The sequence below is a fragment of the Erythrobacter sp. SN021 genome (assembly GCF_021864455.1).
In genome coordinates this window covers 132706-152577 of sequence record NZ_JAKKUW010000001.1, presented here as the reverse complement: position 1 = coordinate 152577, position 19872 = coordinate 132706, and the positions used below count along the sequence as shown (strand labels likewise).

Annotated in this window: 22 protein-coding genes; 13 read left to right on the top strand and 9 right to left on the bottom strand. The window is 62.2% G+C overall.

Annotation, left to right across the window (positions count from 1 at the left end):
- Positions 1 to 1431 (bottom strand): carotenoid oxygenase family protein, encoded by a 1431-nt coding sequence (locus tag L5849_RS00680; protein ID WP_305040832.1) that lies wholly within the window; start codon positions 1429 to 1431, stop codon positions 1 to 3.
- Between the two features lie 54 nt (positions 1432 to 1485).
- Here L5849_RS00680 and L5849_RS00675 point away from each other — a divergent pair, with 54 nt between their 5' ends.
- Positions 1486 to 2043: a TetR/AcrR family transcriptional regulator gene (locus tag L5849_RS00675; protein WP_236923877.1), complete on the top strand. Its 558-nt coding sequence runs from the start codon at positions 1486 to 1488 to the stop codon at positions 2041 to 2043.
- On the opposite strand, the gene queA is transcribed toward L5849_RS00675, so the two are convergent.
- From queA to L5849_RS00650, 5 genes are all read right to left on the bottom strand, one after another.
- Positions 2044 to 3072: a tRNA preQ1(34) S-adenosylmethionine ribosyltransferase-isomerase QueA gene (gene queA, locus L5849_RS00670; protein ID WP_236923876.1), complete on the bottom strand. Its 1029-nt coding sequence runs from the start codon at positions 3070 to 3072 to the stop codon at positions 2044 to 2046. It abuts the gene before it with no gap.
- 41 nt (positions 3073 to 3113) lie between these two features.
- On the bottom strand, positions 3114 to 3803 hold the full coding sequence (locus L5849_RS00665; RefSeq protein ID WP_236924596.1) for a peptidylprolyl isomerase: 690 nt from the start codon (positions 3801 to 3803) through the stop codon (positions 3114 to 3116).
- A gap of 71 nt (positions 3804 to 3874) precedes the next feature.
- Positions 3875 to 4396 (bottom strand): pantetheine-phosphate adenylyltransferase, encoded by a 522-nt coding sequence (gene coaD, locus L5849_RS00660; protein ID WP_370459073.1) that lies wholly within the window; start codon positions 4394 to 4396, stop codon positions 3875 to 3877.
- Complete coding sequence (locus tag L5849_RS00655) at positions 4396 to 5286, bottom strand: polyprenyl synthetase family protein (RefSeq protein WP_115417882.1); 891 nt, start codon at positions 5284 to 5286, stop codon at positions 4396 to 4398. Before L5849_RS00655 ends, coaD begins: the two co-directional genes overlap by 1 nt.
- A gap of 14 nt (positions 5287 to 5300) precedes the next feature.
- The gene (locus tag L5849_RS00650; protein WP_236923874.1) at positions 5301 to 5558 is read right to left on the bottom strand and encodes an exodeoxyribonuclease VII small subunit; all 258 of its coding nucleotides are present in this window, start codon (positions 5556 to 5558) and stop codon (positions 5301 to 5303) included.
- Between the two features lie 161 nt (positions 5559 to 5719).
- On the opposite strand from L5849_RS00650, the gene L5849_RS00645 reads away from it, so the two are divergent.
- From L5849_RS00645 to L5849_RS00625, 5 genes are all read left to right on the top strand, one after another.
- Entirely contained in the window at positions 5720 to 6400 is a 681-nt protein-coding gene (locus L5849_RS00645) for a hypothetical protein (protein ID WP_236923872.1), read from the top strand.
- 49 nt (positions 6401 to 6449) lie between these two features.
- Complete coding sequence (gene purL / locus L5849_RS00640; RefSeq protein WP_236923870.1) at positions 6450 to 8684, top strand: phosphoribosylformylglycinamidine synthase subunit PurL; 2235 nt, start codon at positions 6450 to 6452, stop codon at positions 8682 to 8684.
- Positions 8685 to 8688: 4 nt separating this feature from the next.
- Positions 8689 to 9096, top strand: coding sequence for a DUF3052 family protein (locus L5849_RS00635; RefSeq protein ID WP_236923869.1), 408 nt, complete (start codon positions 8689 to 8691; stop codon positions 9094 to 9096).
- Positions 9097 to 9220: 124 nt separating this feature from the next.
- Positions 9221 to 9892, top strand: coding sequence for a nitroreductase family protein (locus L5849_RS00630; protein ID WP_236923868.1), 672 nt, complete (start codon positions 9221 to 9223; stop codon positions 9890 to 9892).
- A gap of 26 nt (positions 9893 to 9918) precedes the next feature.
- A complete protein-coding gene (locus L5849_RS00625; protein ID WP_236923867.1) occupies positions 9919 to 10512 on the top strand; it encodes a hypothetical protein in 594 nt (197 codons plus the stop codon).
- Here L5849_RS00625 and L5849_RS00620 read toward each other — a convergent pair.
- Together L5849_RS00620 and serB are read right to left on the bottom strand one after the other, a co-directional pair.
- On the bottom strand, positions 10509 to 11342 hold the full coding sequence (locus L5849_RS00620) for a Coq4 family protein (RefSeq protein WP_115417881.1): 834 nt from the start codon (positions 11340 to 11342) through the stop codon (positions 10509 to 10511). The genes L5849_RS00625 and L5849_RS00620 overlap by 4 nt on opposite strands.
- Positions 11343 to 11410: 68 nt before the next feature.
- The gene (gene serB / locus L5849_RS00615; protein WP_236924594.1) at positions 11411 to 12307 is read right to left on the bottom strand and encodes a phosphoserine phosphatase SerB; all 897 of its coding nucleotides are present in this window, start codon (positions 12305 to 12307) and stop codon (positions 11411 to 11413) included.
- On the opposite strand from serB, the gene miaA reads away from it, so the two are divergent.
- The 7 genes from miaA (at position 12300) to L5849_RS00580 (ending at position 18903) form a co-directional block, all read left to right on the top strand.
- The gene (miaA, locus tag L5849_RS00610; protein WP_236923866.1) at positions 12300 to 13253 is read left to right on the top strand and encodes a tRNA (adenosine(37)-N6)-dimethylallyltransferase MiaA; all 954 of its coding nucleotides are present in this window, start codon (positions 12300 to 12302) and stop codon (positions 13251 to 13253) included. The genes serB and miaA overlap by 8 nt on opposite strands.
- 109 nt (positions 13254 to 13362) lie before the next feature.
- Positions 13363 to 15114 carry a biosynthetic-type acetolactate synthase large subunit gene (ilvB, locus tag L5849_RS00605; RefSeq protein WP_236923865.1) on the top strand — a complete coding sequence of 584 codons (1752 nt, stop codon included), beginning with the start codon at positions 13363 to 13365 and terminating at the stop codon, positions 15112 to 15114.
- The gene (locus L5849_RS00600; protein ID WP_115416665.1) at positions 15114 to 15413 is read left to right on the top strand and encodes a hypothetical protein; all 300 of its coding nucleotides are present in this window, start codon (positions 15114 to 15116) and stop codon (positions 15411 to 15413) included. The genes ilvB and L5849_RS00600 overlap by 1 nt, the downstream gene beginning before the upstream one ends.
- Positions 15410 to 15925 (top strand): acetolactate synthase small subunit, encoded by a 516-nt coding sequence (ilvN, locus tag L5849_RS00595; RefSeq protein ID WP_115416664.1) that lies wholly within the window; start codon positions 15410 to 15412, stop codon positions 15923 to 15925. Before L5849_RS00600 ends, ilvN begins: the two co-directional genes overlap by 4 nt.
- 153 nt (positions 15926 to 16078) lie before the next feature.
- Positions 16079 to 17113: a ketol-acid reductoisomerase gene (gene ilvC, locus L5849_RS00590; protein WP_115417880.1), complete on the top strand. Its 1035-nt coding sequence runs from the start codon at positions 16079 to 16081 to the stop codon at positions 17111 to 17113.
- A 30-nt stretch (positions 17114 to 17143) separates the two neighbouring features.
- Positions 17144 to 17752, top strand: coding sequence for a DUF6151 family protein (locus tag L5849_RS00585; protein ID WP_236923864.1), 609 nt, complete (start codon positions 17144 to 17146; stop codon positions 17750 to 17752).
- The gene (locus L5849_RS00580) at positions 17749 to 18903 is read left to right on the top strand and encodes an alpha-hydroxy acid oxidase (RefSeq protein ID WP_236923863.1); all 1155 of its coding nucleotides are present in this window, start codon (positions 17749 to 17751) and stop codon (positions 18901 to 18903) included. Before L5849_RS00585 ends, L5849_RS00580 begins: the two co-directional genes overlap by 4 nt.
- On the opposite strand, the gene L5849_RS00575 is transcribed toward L5849_RS00580, so the two are convergent.
- On the bottom strand, positions 18900 to 19871 hold the full coding sequence (locus L5849_RS00575; RefSeq protein ID WP_236923861.1) for an alpha/beta fold hydrolase: 972 nt from the start codon (positions 19869 to 19871) through the stop codon (positions 18900 to 18902). The genes L5849_RS00580 and L5849_RS00575 overlap by 4 nt on opposite strands.
- Position 19872 lies beyond the last annotated feature (1 nt).

The window sequence follows — 19872 nt, the reverse complement described above, 5'->3', positions numbered from 1 at the left end:
CTAGCTAGCGGCGATCCAGTTGCCGTGGAAGCCCGGGGGGATAACATGCGGGATGTGAACTGCCGCGAGCAGATCCAAGCTCATCGCATCTAGGATCTCCAAGGCGCTGGTTCGCTCGTCACGATCGATGACATAGCCCATGACCCAGCCATCGCCCTCTGGCGCATTTTCGCTGCGCGGTACGAACACGAATTCACCCGGTATACGTCCCTCGCCGAAATCGCGCTGGACGCGCTGGCCCGTTTCGAGATCATGGCGATACAACGGCATGGGAGCGACGAATTCCAGGTCACCATCCTCGGGCAGGCCCATGGTCCACAGATAGCGGTACGGCTTCGTGAAATAGCGCTCGTCGGGTCGCGGGAATTCCTGACCCGCCGCATCGAGCGTATTGCGAACCACTTTCCCGCCGTTCCCGTCGACGGTCCAGCGTTCGAGGCCCAGCGACTTACCGTAGGGGCCGGGCATTTCTCCATCGAAGATCGTCTCGTAAGCACACAAATCGACGATCACTCGTCCCGCATCGTCCTCGAAGCTGTTGCCGACATGGAACACATAACACGGGTCGACCTTGTGCCAGACGACCTCGTCGCCGCGACCGTTGCGCGGCAGCAGGCCGACACGTGCCTTGTGTGCGGGATTCCAGCGATAGGGGAACTTGTGGCCCGCTATCAGCGCCTGCATCGAAAAGGTCACTGGCAGGTCGAGAATCACGACATGATTTTCCGTCAGGGCACAGTCGTGAATCGAAGGGCCGTGGCGCACCGCGATCTCGGTCTGGCGTATCACCATGCCGCTACGGTCCATGGCCACATGACGGATGGTGTCCTGCGATGTGCCCTCATAGCAGATCGCATGGAACTCGCCGGTTGTCGGGCACTGATGCGGGTGAGCGGTGAATGAGCCGGTCAGGCCGCCGCCGAAATCCGAATAGGCCACGCTCTCGAGCTTGTCGTCGAGCTCGACCGGGAAGCTGCTCGCCTCGACCAGCGCCATGATCTTCCCGCCGATATCGAGAACGTTGGTGTTGACCATGTCTCCCAAGCCGCGACGCGGACCGCCAACTGCGGCTGGGCCGCCTTTGGCTTCGAGATCGCGGGAACGGATGAAGCGGTTGCGGTACCATTCGGCCGTGCCGTTTTTCAGCCGCACACCGTGGACCATCCCATCGCCAAGGAACCAGTGATGGCCCTTGGTGCCCTGGCCGAACGGGTTCGGGCCGATGCGGACATAGCGACCATCGAGTTCGGCGGGAATTATTCCGGTGACGGCCAGGTCTTCGAGAGTGGATTCTTCTTTCAAGGGCGTGTGCACGCCCTTGAGAAACGGATTCTCGTCGGCACGGGGCAGTCGTTTGCGGTTGATGCTCGCAACCGCCTGGATGGCCGGGGTGACTGCCTTGCGGATGGTTTTTTCAATGACGCTTGCCATGCCCGATTCGCTCCGTTTAAAGTGAACGGCGTAAACATAAAGGCAAAGGTAACAGTGTCAACATCGACAGTAACCTATCATCATGGAAACCTGCGCGACGCACTTGTCGCCGCAGGACTGGGCGCGCTGGAGGCGTCGGCGGGCAAGCCCCCATCGCTGCGTGAGCTTGCCCGCGCGGTCGGTGTGTCTCCCACCGCGGTTTACCGTCACTTTCCGGACAAGCAGGCTTTGGACGCCGCCCTGGCGCAGGAGGGTCTCAAGCTGCTCGCCACCGAACAGCAGACCGCCGCTGCGAAAGCCGGTGGCGGGTCTGCTGGTTTCGCCGAAACCGGGCGAACCTATGTTCGCTTTGCGCTCGCCCATCCCGCCCTTTTCCGGCTTATGTTCACGCAGGGCCGCCCTGTACCCGACAGTGACCCGCCCGACGAAGCACGCGCACTGCTGACTGCCTATACGCAGGCACTGGCCGACAATCCGGAACGGGCCGAAACGCTCGCTCTGCAAGCGTGGTCGATCGCGCATGGTATCGCAATGCTCATGCTGGATGGCCGCATACCGGCCGACGATGCGCTCATCGACAGGCTGCTCAACACCGAAAACCTGTTTTCCTGATCAGGGAAGCAGGAGCGAAGAATCGCCGTAGCTGTAGAAGCGGTACTCGTTGGCTATGGCGTGCTCATAGGCGGCCATCATGCGCTCTCGGCCCATCAGCGCGCTGACCAGCATCATCAAAGTGGATTTGGGCAAATGAAAATTCGTCATCAGCCCGTTGACCGCGCGGAACCGATAACCCGGCGTGATGAAGATGTCGGTGTCTCCGGCAAAAGGACGGATTACGCCGCCCTCATCCGTGGCACTTTCGAGCAGGCGGAGGCTGGTCGTACCGACCGCGATCACCCGCCCCCCGGCCTTGCGGGCCGCGTTGAGCCGTGAAGCCATGTCGGGCTCGATGCGTCCCCACTCGGAATGCATCGCATGATCGTCGGTATCCTCGGCCTTCACCGGAAGGAAGGTCCCCGCCCCGACATGCAATGTCAGCGTCTCGCGTCCGACCCCAGCCCTTTCCAGAGCCGCGATCAATTCAGGCGTAAAATGAAGGGCTGCCGTCGGCGCGGCAACGGCGCCGTCCTCCGCCGCGAACATGGTCTGGTAATCCTCGCGGTCGCGTTCGTCGGTGTCGCGCTTTCCGGCGATGTATGGCGGTAAGGGCATGCGCCCCGCCCGTTCCAGCAGCACCTCGACCGGCTCATCGCCTTCGAAATGCAGAACGAAGCTGCCATCGGCAAGGCGTTGTTCGGCGATAGCGGTTACGCCGCCTCCGAATTCCGCGACATCGCCGACACGCAAGCGTTTGGCGTTGCGGACAAAGGCCTGCCATCGCCGCAAATCGATCCGCTTGTGCAATGTGGCGCCGATCCTGGCCTGCCCGCGACGACCCTCTAGCTGGGCGGGAATGACGCGGGTATCGTTGAAGACGAGGATGTCGCCGGCGCGCAGCAAATTCGGTAGATCGCGTACACCGCGATCCTCGAAGGGGCCTTCCTTGGGCACGACCAGCATACGCGCGGCATCGCGCGGACGCGCGGGGCGTAGCGCTATCCGCTCGGGCGGAAGCTCGAAATCGAAAAGGTCGACTTTCATCGCCAGCGCCGCTTAGGGACGCGGCCCATTACGCGCAAATGCTATTCGCGGATCGGCGCGTTGAGATCGTCCACGCTGATCTCGTCGGCTACGCGCGGGGCGGTGTTGACCGGCACCGGCTTGTTGTCGGCCGCGATCGAGGCCTGGAGAATGCGTGTCGGGTTTGCGGGCGGCTCGCCACGCTCGATAGCGTCGACCGCAGCCATGTTGGAGATCACACGGCCGAAATTGGTGTAATTGTTGTCCAGATTCAGGCGCGGGTAGAACACGATGAAGAACTGGCTGTTGGCGCTGTCGCGGTCCGCCGCGCGCGCCATGGATACCGTGCCCCGCACATGCGGCATCCGGCTGAACTCTTCGGCGATATCCGGGAGGTCCGAACCGCCCGTCCCGGTGCCCGTGGGATCGCCGGTCTGCGCCATGAAACCGTCAATTACGCGGTGGAAAATCACGCCGTCGTAAAAGCCCTGGCGGGCCAGCGTTTTGACCCTGTCGACGTGATTGGGTGCCCAGTCGGGCTTCAGGCGAATTGCCACCCGCTCGCCATTCGACAGGTCGAGCAGCAGGATGTTCTCGGGATCTTCGTTGACGTCGAAGCTGACGGGCGTGAAGACGCGCGTGTCGGCAGCGGGTTCAGGTTCCGCCGCAGCGGCCTCGTCCTGCGCGTGGACGGCGAAGGGAGTTGCAGCGAGCGTCAGCGCGGCAGCAATGGCAAGCGAAGTCTTGAGCATCGTCATTCCGTAGCAATGTCCTGGATTGCGCCCCGTCTAGCGAGCGGCGTCTGTCGGTTCAATGAATAGGTTCAACCCTCGCCGCGACCGCCGCGCAGGCCGAGCTTCCTTACCCGGGCCTCGACATCGTCCCGCACGGGCGATGTCACGAACTTCCCAATCGGCCCGCCGTAAAATGCGATTTCCTTGACCAGGCGGCTGGCGATCGGCTGCAATTCGATGTCGGCCATGAGGAAAACGGTTTCGACCTGATCGTTGAGCTGACGGTTCATACCCGTGAGCTGGTATTCATATTCGAAATCGGTCACGCCGCGAATGCCGCGGATGACGATCCCGGCTTTCATATCCCGGGCGAAATCGACCAGCAGCGAATTGAAACCGACCACGCGGATTCGTTCGCAATCGATCCCGGCAACCTCGCGCTCCACCATGGCGATACGCTCGTCGTCGTCGAACATGGGTGATTTGGCGATATTGGTGGTAACCCCGATAATCAGTTCGTCCACCAGCTTCGCGCCGCGCTCGATAATGTCCATATGACCAAGCGTTATCGGGTCGAAGGTACCCGGATAAATGCCAATGCGCTTCACCATCAGTGATCCCTTTTCACGACGAAATGCGCCAGATCGACCAGCAACCGCGCCTCCTCACCATAGCTGGCGAGATGACGGCCCGCCTGGTCGACAAGCATTTCCGCCTGCGTTCTGGCCTGTTCGCGCCCCATCAGGGTCACGAAGGTTTGCTTGCCCTGTATCTCGTCCTTGCGCAGCGCCTTGCCTGCCTTTTCTTCATCACCTTCCACATCGAGGAGGTCGTCCGCGATCTGGAACGCCAGGCCGATATCGCGGGCATAGGCGCGCAAATGGGTTCTGCCTTCGGGTGGCACGCGGCCGAGAATGGCACCCATTTCCACGCTGGCGGCGAGCAGGGCACCGGTCTTGAGTTGCTGCAGACGGGTGACCTGCCTCAGATCGTATCTTTCCTCTTCAGAGACGATATCCATCATCTGCCCCCCGGCCATGCCGTCATGTCCGCTTGCCCGCGCGAGAGTGGCGACGAGTTCGGCCCGAACGAAGGGATCGGTGCTGGTGTCGGCTTGGGTCAGAATGTCGAAGGCCAGCGCATGCAGACAGTCACCCGCCAACACTGCGGCCGCCTCGTCGAAGGCTTTGTGAAGCGTGGGTTTGCCATGCCGAAGATCGTCATCGTCCATGCACGGCAAGTCATCGTGGATCAGCGAATAGGCATGGATCGCCTCGACCGCGCAGCCCGCATTGATCGCGGCATCGCGGTTAACGCCGAAAAGTTCGGCGGTGGCGACCAGAAGAAGCGGACGGACGCGCTTTCCGCCGCCGATCGTGGCATAGCGCATGGCCTCGATCAAGCGGGCGCGCGTATCGTCCGGGACAGGCAGGAAAGCGTCGAAAGCGCTGTCGACCTCTTGCTGAACCCGCTCGAAGGCTTCTCCAAGCAGATCGGGCATCGCCATCGTCACGCTCACGCGTTGCCATCCGCGTCGAAAGGCTGCGTACCCGCAGGCTTGCCATCGGTTCCGGCAACGATTTTCTCGATCCGCGCCTGCGCCGCGTCGAGACGGGATTGGCAAGCTTTGCGCAATTCTTCGCCGCGTTCGTACAGCGTAATGCTCTCATCGAGCGGCACATCGCCGCTTTCGAGCCGCCGGACCACACTTTCGAGTTCGCGCAATGCCTGCTCGAAGCTCATTTCCGAAATCTGTGACTGTTCCTCTGCCATTGCAGGCAAGCATTGACGGCCCGTCTGCGCGCGGTCAAGTAAACCCCAAAACAGGGGGGCGATTATGACGTGGATTGTCGCTGCCATCGCTGCGGCACTGATGTTCGGGGCGCTGGTTACAGGCTTGGTGAGCTGGGTCGGCAGCAAGGTCGGATAGGGCCATGTTCATCGGCCATCTAGCGCCTGCACTCGCGGCACGCGCACTAACGGACGAAGCGCCAAAGCTCGGCGTCCTGTTTCTGGGTGCCCAGCTCGTCGACATAGCTTTCTTCTCGTTTGCGCTGGTGGGGCTCGAGAATTTCCGGATTTCGCCCGGCATTACCGCCATGAGCCCGCTCGACCTTTATGACTATCCCTTCACGCACAGCCTGCTCGGCTCCGCGATATGGGCAATCGGCTTCGCGATCGTGATCGGCTTCGCGCAGCGCAATCTCGTCGCGGCAAGTTGGGCCGGTATCGTGGTCATATCGCATTGGGTGCTCGACTGGCTGACGCACCGCCCGGACCTGACGATTTCAGGGAGCGGGCAAACTTACGGTCTTGGTCTGTGGGACTATCCACTGGCCACGATCGGGGTGGAACTTGGTATTCTTGGCTTGGCATTCTGGATGTATTTGCGACGGACCAAGGGGCCGGTCCTTCCACCCATCATCATGTTGGCTATCCTGCTGGCGATGCAAGCTTTCGCATGGTTCGGGCCGGAACCGGTATCCGCAGGGCCGGGCTTCCTGATACTTGGCCTGATGTCTTTCGCCATTATGATATGCCTTGGGACATGGGTGTCCTCAACGCGCTGGCACCGCACGACCGTCGGACTGGGGGTTGCCAGCCCACCGCCATGACGCGCTGCCGTATTGCACCTCGCGCCGCTGCACCGTAAGGGCGCGACCCATGAGCGAAATCACTCCCGAAGTCGTCGAGCAACATGGGCTCTCCACCGAGGAATACGAGCGCGTCCTGCACGCGCTGGGCCGTGAGCCCAATCTGGTGGAGCTGGGCATCTTTTCGGTCATGTGGTCGGAGCACTGCTCGTACAAGTCGAGCCGCCTGCATCTCAAGAAACTGCCGACCGAAGCGCCGTGGGTCATTTGCGGTCCGGGCGAGAATGCGGGCGTGATCGATATCGGCGACGGCCAAGCCGCCATCTTCAAGATGGAGAGCCACAACCACCCAAGCTACATCGAACCCTATCAGGGCGCCGCGACCGGCGTCGGCGGTATTTTGCGCGACGTTTTCACCATGGGCGCGCGCCCGGTGGCGAACGCCAATGCGCTTCGCTTCGGCCGTCCCGAGCACCCGAAGATGAAACACCTCGTGCAGGGCGTGGTTGCAGGCATTGGCGGCTACGGCAATTGCGTCGGTGTGCCGACCGTTTGCGGCGAGACCAATTTCCACCCTGCCTATGACGGCAATATCCTCGTCAATGCGATGACGGTGGGCGTCGCCGATGCGGACAAGATCTTCTATTCGGCGGCCACCGGCGTCGGGAACCCGATCGTCTATGTCGGCTCGAAGACCGGCCGGGACGGCATTCACGGCGCGACCATGGCCAGTGCGGATTTCGAGGAAGACGCCGACGCCAAGCGCCCCACGGTGCAGGTGGGCGATCCTTTCACCGAGAAGCTGCTGATCGAAGCCTGCCTCGAGCTGATGGCGACCGATGCGATCGTCGCCATCCAGGATATGGGCGCGGCGGGCCTGACCTCCTCCAGCGTCGAAATGGCGACCAATGGCAAGGCAGGCATCCGCCTCGACATGAACAAGGTCCCCTGCCGCGAAGAGGGCATGACGCCCTACGAGATGATGCTGAGCGAAAGCCAGGAGCGCATGCTCATGGTGCTGAAGCCCGGCAAGGAAGAGATGGCTGCGGCCATCTTCGAGAAGTGGGAGCTCGATTTCGCAGTCATCGGCGAAGTCACCGACACGCAGCACATGGTGCTCGAATTCGGCGGCGAGGTGGTGTGCGACATCCCGCTCGGTCCGCTTGCGGCCGATGCACCCGAATACGACCGCCCCTACCTTTCGAAGGAAGACTATACCGCCTGGGCCGGTATCAAACCGATGGCCGAGCGACCCGACACGGACGATGTCGGCGGCGATTTGATGAAACTGCTTGCCTCGCCCAATCTGTCTTCGCGCAAGTGGATCTCGGAGCAGTATGACAGCCAGGTCGGCGCGGACACGCTGCAGACCGGCGGCGATGCGGGCGTGGTACGCGTGCACGGCACCAAGAAGGCTCTGGCGATCAGCACCGATTGTACCCCGCGCTATGTCCATGCCGATCCCTATGAAGGCGGCAAACAGGCCATTGCCGAGGCCTATCGGAACCTGTGCGCGGTCGGCGCGCGTCCGCTGGCGGTGACCAACTGCCTCAATTTCGCCAATCCGCAGCGCCCGGAAATCATGGCGCAGTTCGTTCATGCGCTCGAGGGCATGGGCCGCGCCTGCCGCGTGCTCGACTTCCCGATCGTGAGCGGCAATGTCAGCCTCTATAACGAGAGCAAGGCAACCGGTGGCGGTTCGGCGATTCTGCCCACCCCGGCCATCGGCGGCGTGGGCCTGATCGACGATTACGACCGCATGATGACCATGCCGTTCAAGGCCGAGGGCGAGGCGATCTACCTCATCCATGCCGAAGAATGGGCCACCGCCGATCCCGAGCGTTCGCATCTCGGCAAGTCGCTCTGGCTCAGCGAAATTCACGGCCGCGACGAAGGGCGAACCCCACCCACCGATCTCACGGTCGAGAAGAGCGCAGGCAGAATCATTCTGCAGCTCATCGCCGACGGTCTGGTCAGCGCAGTTCACGACGTATCGGATGGCGGTCTCGCCATCGCGCTTGCCGAAATGGCCATGGCCGGCGGCATTGGTGCCGATGTGGAATGGAACGAGGAATATTCGCAGGCCGCATGGTGGTTCGGCGAGGATCAGGGCCGCTATGTCGTGACCGTTCCCGACACGGAGGCACTCAACCAAGCCCTCGCCAAGGGCACGGAGAACGACGAGACCGCCTCCATCGGCATTCGTCGCATTGGCAAGACGGGTGGCAACACATTGTTCGGCAACACCATTGCAGACATGCGCGCTGCGCATCGCAGCTTCTTTTCCGATTGGATGGAGCGATAAGGCCGTGGCGGCGGGCTATTCCGGAACGCCGCTCGCCAAGAAGCTCAGTCTGCGCGATGGACTGCGCGTATGGTTCGACGCGATGCCCGAGAGTGTTCAGGACGAAATCGGCGAATATGCCCTGGAACTGACCTTCGTCAGCGGGCCGGAGGAGACACCGGACGCTGCGCATGTTTTCGTCACCGAGCGCACAGACCTCGAAGCGAAGCTGGGCGTCCTGCGCGAGCATATGGCCCGCGATGGGCACATCTGGGTGAGCTGGCCGAAGAAAGCCGGGACGGTGCAAACCGACATCACGGAAGACAATATCCGCGAGATCGCGCTTCCCATGGGCCTGGTCGATACCAAGGTCTGCGCGGTCGACGAGATCTGGTCCGGCCTCAAGCTCGTGATCCGCAAGGAATTGCGCTGAAGCCAAATACCCGTAATCGTGACATCAGATTCGAGCTGCCTGCCGCGCTCGACCGGGGATACCCATTCGACCGCTTCGAACCAGGGGGTCCAAGCGCGCGGCATCATGCGATAGGTCTGGGATTATGCGCGATCACGAAACCGTTCCCTACTCACTTCCCGATATTGCAGACGATGAAAGCATCGCTCTGGCGCGATCCATGCGTGACCGGCTGAAGCAGCGGCGCACATGCCGCTATTTTTCAGGCGAGCCGGTGCCGCGCGAGGTGATCGAGGCCGCGATCGAGGCCGCCGGGACCGCGCCCAACGGTGCCAATCACCAGCCATGGCATTTCGCCGTGGTCTCATCGCCCGAAAAGAAGCGCGCCATCCGCGAGGCGGCGGAGGAAGAGGAGCGCAATTTCTATGCCGGAAAGGCGAGCGAGGAATGGCTGACCGCCTTGGCTCCGCTAGGCACCGACGAAGACAAACCGTTTCTCGAAACCGCACCTTGGCTGATCGTCGTCTTCGCCCAGCGCAAGGGTGGCATCGAGGAAGATGGCAAAACGCAGAACTACTATGTCAGTGAAAGCGTCGGCATCGCCTGTGGGATGCTGATCGCCACGCTCCACGAAGCAGGTCTCGCAACGCTGACACACACACCCTCGCCCATGGGTTTCCTGCGCGATATCTGCGAACGCCCCGACTGGGAAAAACCGCTAATGGTGGTCGTGGTAGGCCACCCCGAGAAGGAGGCGAGCGTTCCCGCCCATGCGCTGAAGAAAAAGCCGCTGGAACAGATCGCTAGCTGGCTCTAGGCAGTTACGAAGACGGGGGACAGAATTTGGAAAAGACAGCTAAGCGCTGGCCGCTGCTATTAGCTATAGTAGTCGCCCTGTCAGCGATTTGGGCTGGCTTCGCGGCAGGCGAGAACCTCGCTGAAGACTGGCAGCTGGCCGCGCGGTGGACGGCAAGGGCCGGCTTGCCGATTTTTCTGCTGGTGTATTCGGCATCGACGCTCGTTCGACTATTGCCCAGCAAATCGACTAAGGCTCTGCTGCGCGATCGGCGATGGTGGGGGCTCGGATTTGCCGCGTCGCACACGATCCACCTTTATGCCCTCACAATGGTTTTCGTGGTCGGACCCGACAGCCGATCGCCGGTCTCACTCATTCCCGGCGGTCTGGCCTATGCGATGATCTACGTGATGGCGGTGACGTCGAACGCCTACTCCATGCGCAAGCTGGGCCGCAGCTGGAAGCGCCTTCACACGCTCGGAATGCATTACATCTGGCTGGTCTATACCGCGTCCTACGCAGGCCGCATCTTCCAACCAGAGAAGCAGGTCGAGGGTCTTGTCGGGACTAGCTTGCTGGTGGCAGCGTTTATTCTCCGCATCGCCGTCCGCTGGCCGCGGCACAGAACCGTACGTGTTTAGGCGGCGGCCAGCTGCTTTTCGGGCTGGTGAGCAAGCAGGTCGTAGGGGTCGATCCCCTCTTCTCGCCAGATCCGATGGCATTCGCGGTACCAGTGTGGTTCGGGAATATTGAGTTCGGCACGGGCCTGCTTGAGGTCTTTCGTCAGCAGTTCGCGGATCGATAGGCCAACGAGTGCGGGACACGCCTTGCCCGTGCGGTGCGCCTGTCGTGTCGCCTTCATGACTGGCGCTTGGCTCTTCACCAGCTTCTTCAGATGGAGGGAACCGGCATAGCCCAACAGCAGATGCCCGTGGCTCGGGCTTTGCCCGTGCGTGAAGAGCAGCACGCATTGCTCGCCCAGCGCATCGCGGCCGTATCCCGTCAGCACATGCATGAGATCATGCGTATCCCGCTGGCGAAAACCGAACCATTGAACCAGATCGTCGTAAACGGGTTGGTCGGCTTTCTCGGATTCCTCGACCAAACCTGCGGCCGAGAGACCTTCGCGTTCCATGAAATCGCAATAGGCATGCGCAACCGATCCCTCAGGAAGTCTGCGCAAGGCATCGTGGTCGTCGAGGATCGCCGGAAGATAGGGTTCGCTCGCGCGCAAGGCTTCACCGTGGGGGCTGAGCGTGAGCGCGCGAACACGCGGTATGAACTGTCCCGAGGGGAGCGCGTCGTAGATCCGGAAGACCTCGGCGGTGTTTTCCTTGTCCTTCAACAACTCGCGGAAATGTCTGAGCGCGGTCAGAGGGCGATAGCGTGCCCTGGGCCGATGAGGATGACGCAGCGGCGTACCATCGCGGGCGGTTTCAAGATCGGCAATGATAGAGCTGCTGACGTTCATCTGGTTGTCCATGGGTGTAGGTTTCTATCAAAAACCCGGCCTACACAATTGGAAAAGCGCGCCAAGCGTCACGCAGGCGTGGCCTCGTCGATCCATTCGCGTTCCGGAATGCCCAGCAGCTTGAGTATCGTCGTCAGGCTCCGGCTCTCGATCCGCCCGTTCGCGGCTTCGCGCGCCTTGGGTTTGGCGCGATAAGCGATGCCGTAGTCCGCCGCTTCGATCATGGGGATATCGTTGGCGCCGTCGCCCGTGGCAAGCACGCGAGCACCCTCGCCCAATTGCGCGCGCTCTTCCTCCAGCGTTGCCAGCTTGGTCGATGCATCGCTCACCGGACCGGCGAGCAGCCCGGTAAGCGCTCCGCCCGCGACACCGAGGCGATTGCCGACCACGCGTTCGAACCCCAGTTGCTCGGCAACCGGATCGGCGAAGTGATGGAATCCCCCGGTTACGAGCACGGAGCGACAGCCTTTGCTCCGCAACGTCGCGACCAGCGTCCGGGCGCCTTCGACCGGCCGGATCCTGTCGGAGAGGCACCGCTCGATAGCGGCTTCCTCCAGACCTTCCAGCAGCCCTACGCGTTCTTTCAGCGCGCTTTCGAAATCGAGTTCGCCCCGCATCGCGCGTTCGGTTATCGCGGCGACCCTGTCCTTGAGATCGGCGAAATCCGCGAGCTCGTCGATGCACTCTTGCCCGATCATGGTGGAATCCATGTCCGACACGAACAGACGTGGCACCTCGATCTCGTGATCGGCCACGAGCAGGTCGCACTCGCCGAAATGCTCGGCGAGCGTTCCTGTCAGCCGCGCCCGGTCGCCTTCGGGAAGCGAAAGCTGCAGCACGTCTCCGCAAGAATCGTGCATGCCTGCCATCGCGACCGGCATGTCGGCGGCGGCCAGCGCCCTCATCGCTGCGTCGAGCCGTGTTTCCACGCTGTCCATGTCTGCTATCAGCCGGGCGATGAGCACCAAAACGTCTCCATATGAAAAACCGGTCGCGCTCATCGCAGGGCCGACGGCGAGCGGCAAGAGCGATCTCGCGGTCAGGCTGGCACAGCGACTCGAACGGGGCGGCCGTCGGGGGGTCATCGTCAATGCGGATAGCCAGCAGGTCTATCGCGACCTGCGCATCCTGTCCGCCCGCCCGACGGAAGAAGAGATGGGCGGGATCGAGCATCGCCTGCTCGGAACCTGGGACGGAGCCGAGATTTGCTCGGCTGCCGAATGGGCCGACGTGGCGAAACAGGCGATCGCAGAGGCGCATGCGGATAACGCCGTACCGATCCTGTGTGGCGGGACAGGCCTGTACCTGCGCACGCTGCTCGACGGTATCGCCCCGGTTCCCGAGATCGCCCCCGGCATTCGCGAGGCCGTGCGGGCTTTGGCGCAAACTGAGGCGCGCATTGCCCTTGAAACCGAAGACCCGGAAGCAGCGTCTCGTCTCGCCCCCGCCGATGTCACGCGAACCGCCCGGGCGCTCGAAGTGGTCCGTTCGACCGGGCGAACGCTGAGCGAGTGGCAGAAGGACAGGTCCGGCGGCATCGGGCAGGACGTCACGCTGCATCCCTTGGTTCTCCTGCCGGATCGTGAATGGCTCTTCGCCCGCTGCGACCTGCGGTTCGAACGCATGCTGGATGCCGGGGCCATCGAGGAAGTCGAGGCGCTTCTGGCCCGCAACCTCGATCCAGGCCTGCCCGTGATGCGCGCCATCGGCGTGCCGGAAATCGCCGCCCTCCTCCAAGGCGAACTATCGCGGGCTCAAGCTATCGCCGCTGGCCAGACCGCGACGCGCCGGTATGCCAAACGGCAGTACACATGGTTCCGTAACCAGCCACCGGAAAATTGGCCGAGCACGGATAACAAAAATGATGCCGAATGCGATTTTTTTGTTTCATTATTTCAAAATGACGGTTGACCGTGAAATTCAACACGCCTATCTGGAGCAAAGTCGGTCCGGCGCTATAGACCCCAGCGCCGGGCCGATTTGTGTCTCTTGAACACCGTGAAACGGGTCGGAGGGTAAAGTGAACAAAGAGCGCAGCGGCGCCGCTATCCTGATCGAATGCCTCAAACGGCAGGGTGTCGAATTCGTCTTCGGCTATCCCGGCGGCGCGGTGCTGCCGATCTATGATGAGCTCTTTGCCGACGAGGATATCCGCCATATCCTGGTGCGCCACGAAGCGGGGGCGGCCCATGCCGCCGAAGGCTATGCCCGCTCGACCGGCAAGGCCGGCGTGGTGCTCGTGACCAGCGGCCCGGGGGCGACCAATGCGGTCACCGGCATCGCCGATGCCTATATGGATTCGATTCCCATGGTGGTGATCACCGGACAGGTGCCCACCGCGCTCATCGGCACGGACGCCTTTCAGGAAGCGGACACCGTGGGGCTGACCCGCCACTGCACCAAGCACAACTACCTCGTGAAGGACCCCGAACGCCTTGGCGCGACGATCGAGGAAGCCTTCCGCATCGCCACGTCGGGCCGCCCCGGTCCGGTCGTGATCGATATCCCCAAGGATGTGCAGATCGCATCGGCGCGGTGGGATGAGCAGGACGATACCCCCCTGCCCTCGCATCGCTACCAACCGCGCATGGTCGGCGCGGCGGACGAGATCGCCGAAGCTGTCGAAATGCTCGCCACGGCAGAGCGTCCCGTGCTCTATACCGGCGGCGGCGTTATCAACGCCGGACCCAAAGCGAGCGAGTTGCTGCGCCAATTGCAAGCGGCAACCACTGCCCCGGTGACGAGTACGTTGATGGGCCTCGGCGCTTTTCCCGCCGATCATCCGGACTGGCTCGGCATGCTGGGCATGCACGGTACCTACGAAGCGAATATGGCCATGAACCGCGCCGATCTGATCGTTGCGGTAGGATCCCGCTTCGACGATCGCGTGACGGGACGGCTCGACGCCTTTGCTCCGCAAGCCAAGAAGATTCATATCGATATCGACCGCGCGAGCATCAACAAGATCGTGCCGGTCGATCTCGGAATCGTGGGCGATTGCGCGCATGTCCTCGAGCAGTTGGTGGAAGCATGGGGCAGCCGGAAGGGGCGCGACCTGTCCGAATGGAAGGCCCGCATTCTCGGCTGGAAGGCGCGTGACTGCCTTGCCTATCCCGAGCGCAGTGGCGATCTCATCATGCCGCAGAAGAGTATCGAGCGTCTCCACGCGCTGACCGGTGATCGCGACCCGATCATCACCACCGAAGTAGGCCAGCATCAGATGTGGGCCGCGCAGTATTTCGGTTTCATGGGGCCGAACAAATGGCTTACCAGCGGCGGTCTCGGGACGATGGGCTACGGCCTGCCCGCCGCCATCGGTGCGCAACTGGGCAATCCCGATAGCCTCGTGATCGATATCGCGGGAGAAGCCTCGATCCAGATGAATATCCAGGAACTTGGCACGGCCAGCCAGTATCGCCTGCCGGTGAAGGTCTTCATCCTCAACAATGAATATATGGGCATGGTCCGCCAGTGGCAGGAACTGACTTATGAGAGCCGGTATTCGAACAGCTACTCGGACAGCCTGCCCGATTTCGTGAAACTGGCCGAAGCTTACGGCTGGAAGGGTATCCGGATCGAGGATGAAAGCCAGCTCGACGCCGGGATCGAGGCCATGCTCGCCCATGACGGACCGGTGATGGTCGATTGCCAGGTGGCCAAGGAAGCCAATTGCTTCCCCATGATCCCAAGCGGCGCCGCCCATACCGAGATGCTGCTTTACGGCGACCAGGTCGAGGGGACCATGGACGACGAAGCGAAGGCGCTGGTGTGATGGGTATGCAACCGAAATTCCCGCCCCAATTCGCGGATCGCGCGGAACGCCGCGTCTGGTTCAACCGCCAGGATGCCGGGCGACTGCTCGACTGGATCGAGGATACCGGCCAGCGCTTCCTCGGCATGGATGTTGCCCAGAAACAACCGGACGAGGCGTGGGTTCTCCTGCCTGACAGCCTCGACCTCAGCCGCCAGACAGACAACTTCGAGGCGGTGCGCATGGGCCGCGTCTTCCTTGCCGAATATGACGGCGATGGGCGCATGTTCGAACCTGTGTGGCAGGATCGTGAACAATGAAGATAGAAGAACAGACCGCCGAACGGCACGTTCTCAACGTCATCGTGGACAACGAGGCCGGCATTCTCGCCAAAATCTCGGGTATGTTCACCGCGCGGGGCTACAATATCGACAGCCTGACCGTGGCCGACATCTCCGAAGATCACGCGATCAGCCGCATCACCATCGTGACGCGCGGACCGGAACCGGTCATCGACCAGATCCGCGCGCAGCTCGAACGGCTGGTCCCGGTGCACAAGGTCATCGACCTGACCGAAAGCGGCGCCCATGTGGAACGTGAGCTTGCGCTGGTGAAGGTGGCCGGCAAGGGCGACAATCGGGTGGAAGCGCTACGGATCGCGGAGCTTTTCCGCGCCAATGTGGTCGATACCACCACGCAGAGCTTCGTGTTCGAGCTGACCGGCTCGCGCGACAAGGTCGACAGCTTCATCGTACTGATGCGTGAACTCGGCCTCGTCGAGGTGGGCCGTTCGGGGATCGTGGGAATGATGCGCGGGGACGGTTCCGACTGACCAGCAGCAGGATTACTTCGTCACCCTGAATCCGGGCGGCTTTTCACCGGCCTCGCTTTCAGGGTCCATCCAACCTCCGGCAACACCGTCCAGGCCGAAGAATGGATGCGGAAACAGTTTCAGGATGACGGTTCATTTTACGAAGGTGCGAACATGCAAGTCTACTACGATGCCGATTGCGACCAGCAACTGATAAAGGACAAGAAGGTCGCCATCGTCGGATATGGCAGCCAGGGTCATGCCCATGCGCAGAACCTGCGCGACAGCGGTGTCGGCGAAGTTGTCATTGCGCTGCGCGAAGGCTCGGCCACGGCAAAGAAGGCCGAAAGCGCGGGCTTCACCGTGAAGACCGTATCCGAAGCCGCCGAATGGGCCGATGTTCTCATGATCCTCGCGCCCGACGAGCATCAAGCCGCGATCTACGCGAACGAAGTCGCGGGCAAGATGAAGCCGGGCAGCGCGCTCGCCTTCGCGCACGGCCTCAACATTCATTTCGGCCTGATCGATCCGCCCGCCGATATCGACGTCATCATGATCGCGCCCAAGGGTCCCGGTCACACCGTGCGCGGCGAGTACATCAAGGGCGGCGGCGTCCCGTGCCTCATCGCCGTCCATCAGGAAAGCGAGCAATCGGGGGGCCAGGGTTTCGCCAAGCAGCTTGCCCTGTCCTATGCCAGCGCGGTTGGCGGCGGCCGCTCGGGCATCATCGAAACCGATTTCAAGGAAGAATGCGAGACCGACCTCTTCGGCGAACAGGCCGTGCTGTGCGGCGGTATCACCCATCTCATCCAGGCCGGTTTCGAAACGCTGGTCGAGGCTGGCTACGCGCCCGAAATGGCCTATTTCGAATGCCTCCACGAGACCAAGCTGATCGTCGACCTGCTGTATGAAGGCGGCATCGCCAACATGCGCTATTCGATCTCGAACACTGCCGAATACGGCGACATCAAGACCGGCCCACGTATCATCACCGACGAAACCAAGGCCGAAATGAAGCGCGTCCTCAAAGACATCCAGTCGGGCCGCTTCGTGAAGGATTTCGTGCTCGACAATCAGGCGGGCCAGCCCGAACTCAAGGCAAGCCGTAAGGCCGCCGCCGCCCATCCGATCGAACAGACCGGCGCCCAACTGCGCGCGATGATGCCGTGGATCGGCGCCAACAAGCTGGTCGACAAGGACAAGAACTGAGCTAGGGTCGCGCTCATGGGAGAAGAGACCATGAGCGCGACCGACAGCTTGCCCTTTGCGTGCAAATGCGGTGCCGTGACCGGCGTCGTTCTGAAGGCCAGCCCGTCCGAAGGCGATCGGGTGGTATGCCACTGTGTCGATTGCCGCGATCTTGTCCGCCATCTTGGACAGGAAGAGCGCGTGCTCGACGATCTGGGCGGCACCGATCTCTATCAATCCCGCTGCGCCCGGGTCGAATTGCATTCCGGCCGCGAAAAGCTCGCCAGCCTTCACATGACGAAAGGCAAGACGCTGCGCTGGTACACGACCTGCTGCAATTCGCCGCTGTTCAACACCTACGCCAATGGCAAAGTGCCCTATGTGACAACGATTCTCGCGAACACCGATCCCGCTCGGCGCGATGCTCTGCTGGGCAGCCCCATCGGCCATGTCTTTCTCGAACAGGCAACAGGTGATGCAAGCGCTCTCACCGCCATGCCGTTCAACCGCCTGATGCGCCGGTTCTTCGGGCGGATGATCAAGGATATGCTGAGCGGGGATCGTCGGCGAAGCGCTCTGTTCGATGCCGAAACGCTCGAGCCCATCGCCCCGCCGCGCCACCTGTCGCCGGCCGAACAGCAGGCGCTCGGCCGCATATGAAGCTCAGCGACTGCCACAATATCGACGACTTCCGGAAGCTGGCCAAGCGGCGCCTCCCATGGCCGGTGTTCGACTATATCGATGGCGCTGCGGATGACGAAATCACCAAGGCACGCAATACCAGCGCCTTCGACGAGGTCGACCTGGTGCCCGACGTGCTGGCAGGCGTCGCCGAAATCGACACCTCCCGCACCATTATGGGCCGAGAAAGCACCCTCCCCCTGATGCTCAGCCCGACCGCATTGCAGCGCGCCTTTCACCGCGATGGCGAGCGTGCGGTGGCGAAAGCGGCGGAGAAGTTCGGCGTTTGGTTCGGCATTTCCAGCCTCGCCACGCACTCGATCGAAGAAATCGCAGCACTGACCGGCGGCCCCAAGCTGTTCCAGCTCTATGTGCATAAGGACGCAGGGCTGAACACCAGTATGATCGAGCGCTGCCAAGCGGCCAAGTTCGATGCGCTCGCTCTGACGGTCGATACGATCGTTTCGGGCAAGCGCGAACGATGCCTGCGATCCGGCTTCACCACCCCGCCTCGGTTCAGTGCATCTGCACTATGGAGCTATGCCACGCGACCACGGTGGACGTTAGACTATGTTTTCGGCCCGAAATTCCGCCTGCCCAATCTCGATGAACATGTGCAGGAGGGCACGGGCAAAGCCGTCAGCATCCAGGACTATTTCAACACCATGCTCGACACGAATATGGACTGGGATACCGCCGCCCGTATTCGGCAGGATTGGGGCGGAACTTTCGCGCTAAAAGGGGTGATGAGCGCCGCCGACGCGCGCCGCGCGGTCGAGATCGGGGCGGATGCGATCTGGATATCGAACCATGGCGGCAGGCAGCTCGACGGCAGCCGCGCGCCTTTCGATCAGCTTCGCGAGATCGTCGACGCGGTCGGCGGCGAAATCGAAATCATCCTCGACGGGGGCGTGCGGCGCGGGACGCATGTTCTCAAGGGCCTTGCCGCTGGCGCGACGGCGGCTTCGGGCGGGCGCTTATATCTCTACGCCCTCGCCGCAGCCGGTCAACCCGGTGTCGAGCGTGCGCTGACCATCCTCAAGGAGGAAATCGAACGCGCAATGCGCCTGATGGGCGTGACCTCGGTGGACCAGCTTAACGCCGACCGATTGCGCTATCGTCAGGGCTAGTTCGACCGTTCGACGCTTCGGGAAAATCGGGCAATCTCTTGGGAAACGGCCTCCTCGCGTCCAACCCACACATGCCCCCCAGTCTCGTAGAGCACTAGCCGGGAGTTCGGTATGATCCGACTGAGCTGACGCCCCGTCCCCGCGGTTCCGAACAGATCGTCCTTTGCCGAGATGATCAGCGTAGGCACCCTGATTGAGCTGTAGTCGATTTCAGTCGGCGACCCGGCAAGGCGACCATCGGCCAACATCCCCTCGGTTCTCCGGCTGATGGGCAACATGCCTTCCGCAATGTCGCTCACGCGCTCTCGCCGCTCCCTCGCGGCGCCACCCACAAGTGTCGGATCGGTCGCGAGCAAGGTCTTGATGACCTGGTCCGGAGCAAGGCGCAGGAGGGCCCAATACAGAAAGTCGGACCCAGCGAGACGAGCGACAAGCGCCTTCTCCCATTCGGTCATTTCGACCGGGTCCCGGTCATTCAGATTGCTGGCGGGAACGAGCAATACCAGTGCCCGGCACCGTTCAGGATGGCGCAGGGCAAATGCCGCGGCAAAATTGGCGCCTGCCGACCCGCCGACCACGACCGCGTCCTGCACTCCCAACTCGTCGAGCAGCATCGCAAAGGCATCGGCCTGAAGCTCTGGCGCGACGGGATCGGGCGCGCTCCTCAAATAGCCGAACCTCGAAGGTGCGATGACCCGAAAACCGCGCTCGTGAAGATCGCCGGAGAAAAGCAGCCCCTGATCGAACCCGCCACCCGTTCCGTGAATCATCAAGAGCGGGCGGCCCGTTCCCTGCTCGGCATACTCGAGACGACCCTGCGGCGTATCGATAACCCTGCTGCGGCCGGTCAGCCGCTCTTCGGCAGCGGTCAGATCCAAGTGATAACGCACACCGATCGCCATCGTGACAAGGAGGACACCGACGAGAGAGACGATCCATATCGGCCTCAAGGTCCGAGCACGCCTCATC

Bases quoted from the DNA above. Each gene is read 5' to 3' on its own strand.
- L5849_RS00655 (WP_115417882.1), bottom strand. From the start codon at position 5,286: ATGCCCGATCTGCTTGGAGAAGCCTTCGAGCGGGTTCAGCAAGAGGTC.
- ilvN (WP_115416664.1), top strand. From the start codon at position 15,410: ATGAAGATAGAAGAACAGACCGCCGAACGGCACGTTCTCAACGTCATC.
- L5849_RS00585 (WP_236923864.1), top strand. From the start codon at position 17,144: ATGAGCGCGACCGACAGCTTGCCCTTTGCGTGCAAATGCGGTGCCGTG.
- coaD (WP_370459073.1), bottom strand. From the start codon at position 4,396: ATGGTGAAGCGCATTGGCATTTATCCGGGTACCTTCGACCCGATAACG.
- miaA (WP_236923866.1), top strand. From the start codon at position 12,300: ATGAGCACCAAAACGTCTCCATATGAAAAACCGGTCGCGCTCATCGCA.
- queA (WP_236923876.1), bottom strand. From the start codon at position 3,072: ATGAAAGTCGACCTTTTCGATTTCGAGCTTCCGCCCGAGCGGATAGCG.
- L5849_RS00650 (WP_236923874.1), bottom strand. From the start codon at position 5,558: ATGGCAGAGGAACAGTCACAGATTTCGGAAATGAGCTTCGAGCAGGCA.
- L5849_RS00680 (WP_305040832.1), bottom strand. From the start codon at position 1,431: ATGGCAAGCGTCATTGAAAAAACCATCCGCAAGGCAGTCACCCCGGCC.
- L5849_RS00575 (WP_236923861.1), bottom strand. From the start codon at position 19,871: ATGAGGCGTGCTCGGACCTTGAGGCCGATATGGATCGTCTCTCTCGTC.
- L5849_RS00580 (WP_236923863.1), top strand. From the start codon at position 17,749: ATGAAGCTCAGCGACTGCCACAATATCGACGACTTCCGGAAGCTGGCC.
- purL (WP_236923870.1), top strand. From the start codon at position 6,450: ATGAGCGAAATCACTCCCGAAGTCGTCGAGCAACATGGGCTCTCCACC.
- L5849_RS00665 (WP_236924596.1), bottom strand. From the start codon at position 3,803: ATGCTCAAGACTTCGCTTGCCATTGCTGCCGCGCTGACGCTCGCTGCA.
- ilvC (WP_115417880.1), top strand. From the start codon at position 16,079: ATGCAAGTCTACTACGATGCCGATTGCGACCAGCAACTGATAAAGGAC.
- L5849_RS00630 (WP_236923868.1), top strand. From the start codon at position 9,221: ATGCGCGATCACGAAACCGTTCCCTACTCACTTCCCGATATTGCAGAC.
- L5849_RS00620 (WP_115417881.1), bottom strand. From the start codon at position 11,342: ATGAACGTCAGCAGCTCTATCATTGCCGATCTTGAAACCGCCCGCGAT.
- L5849_RS00600 (WP_115416665.1), top strand. From the start codon at position 15,114: ATGGGTATGCAACCGAAATTCCCGCCCCAATTCGCGGATCGCGCGGAA.
- L5849_RS00645 (WP_236923872.1), top strand. From the start codon at position 5,720: ATGTTCATCGGCCATCTAGCGCCTGCACTCGCGGCACGCGCACTAACG.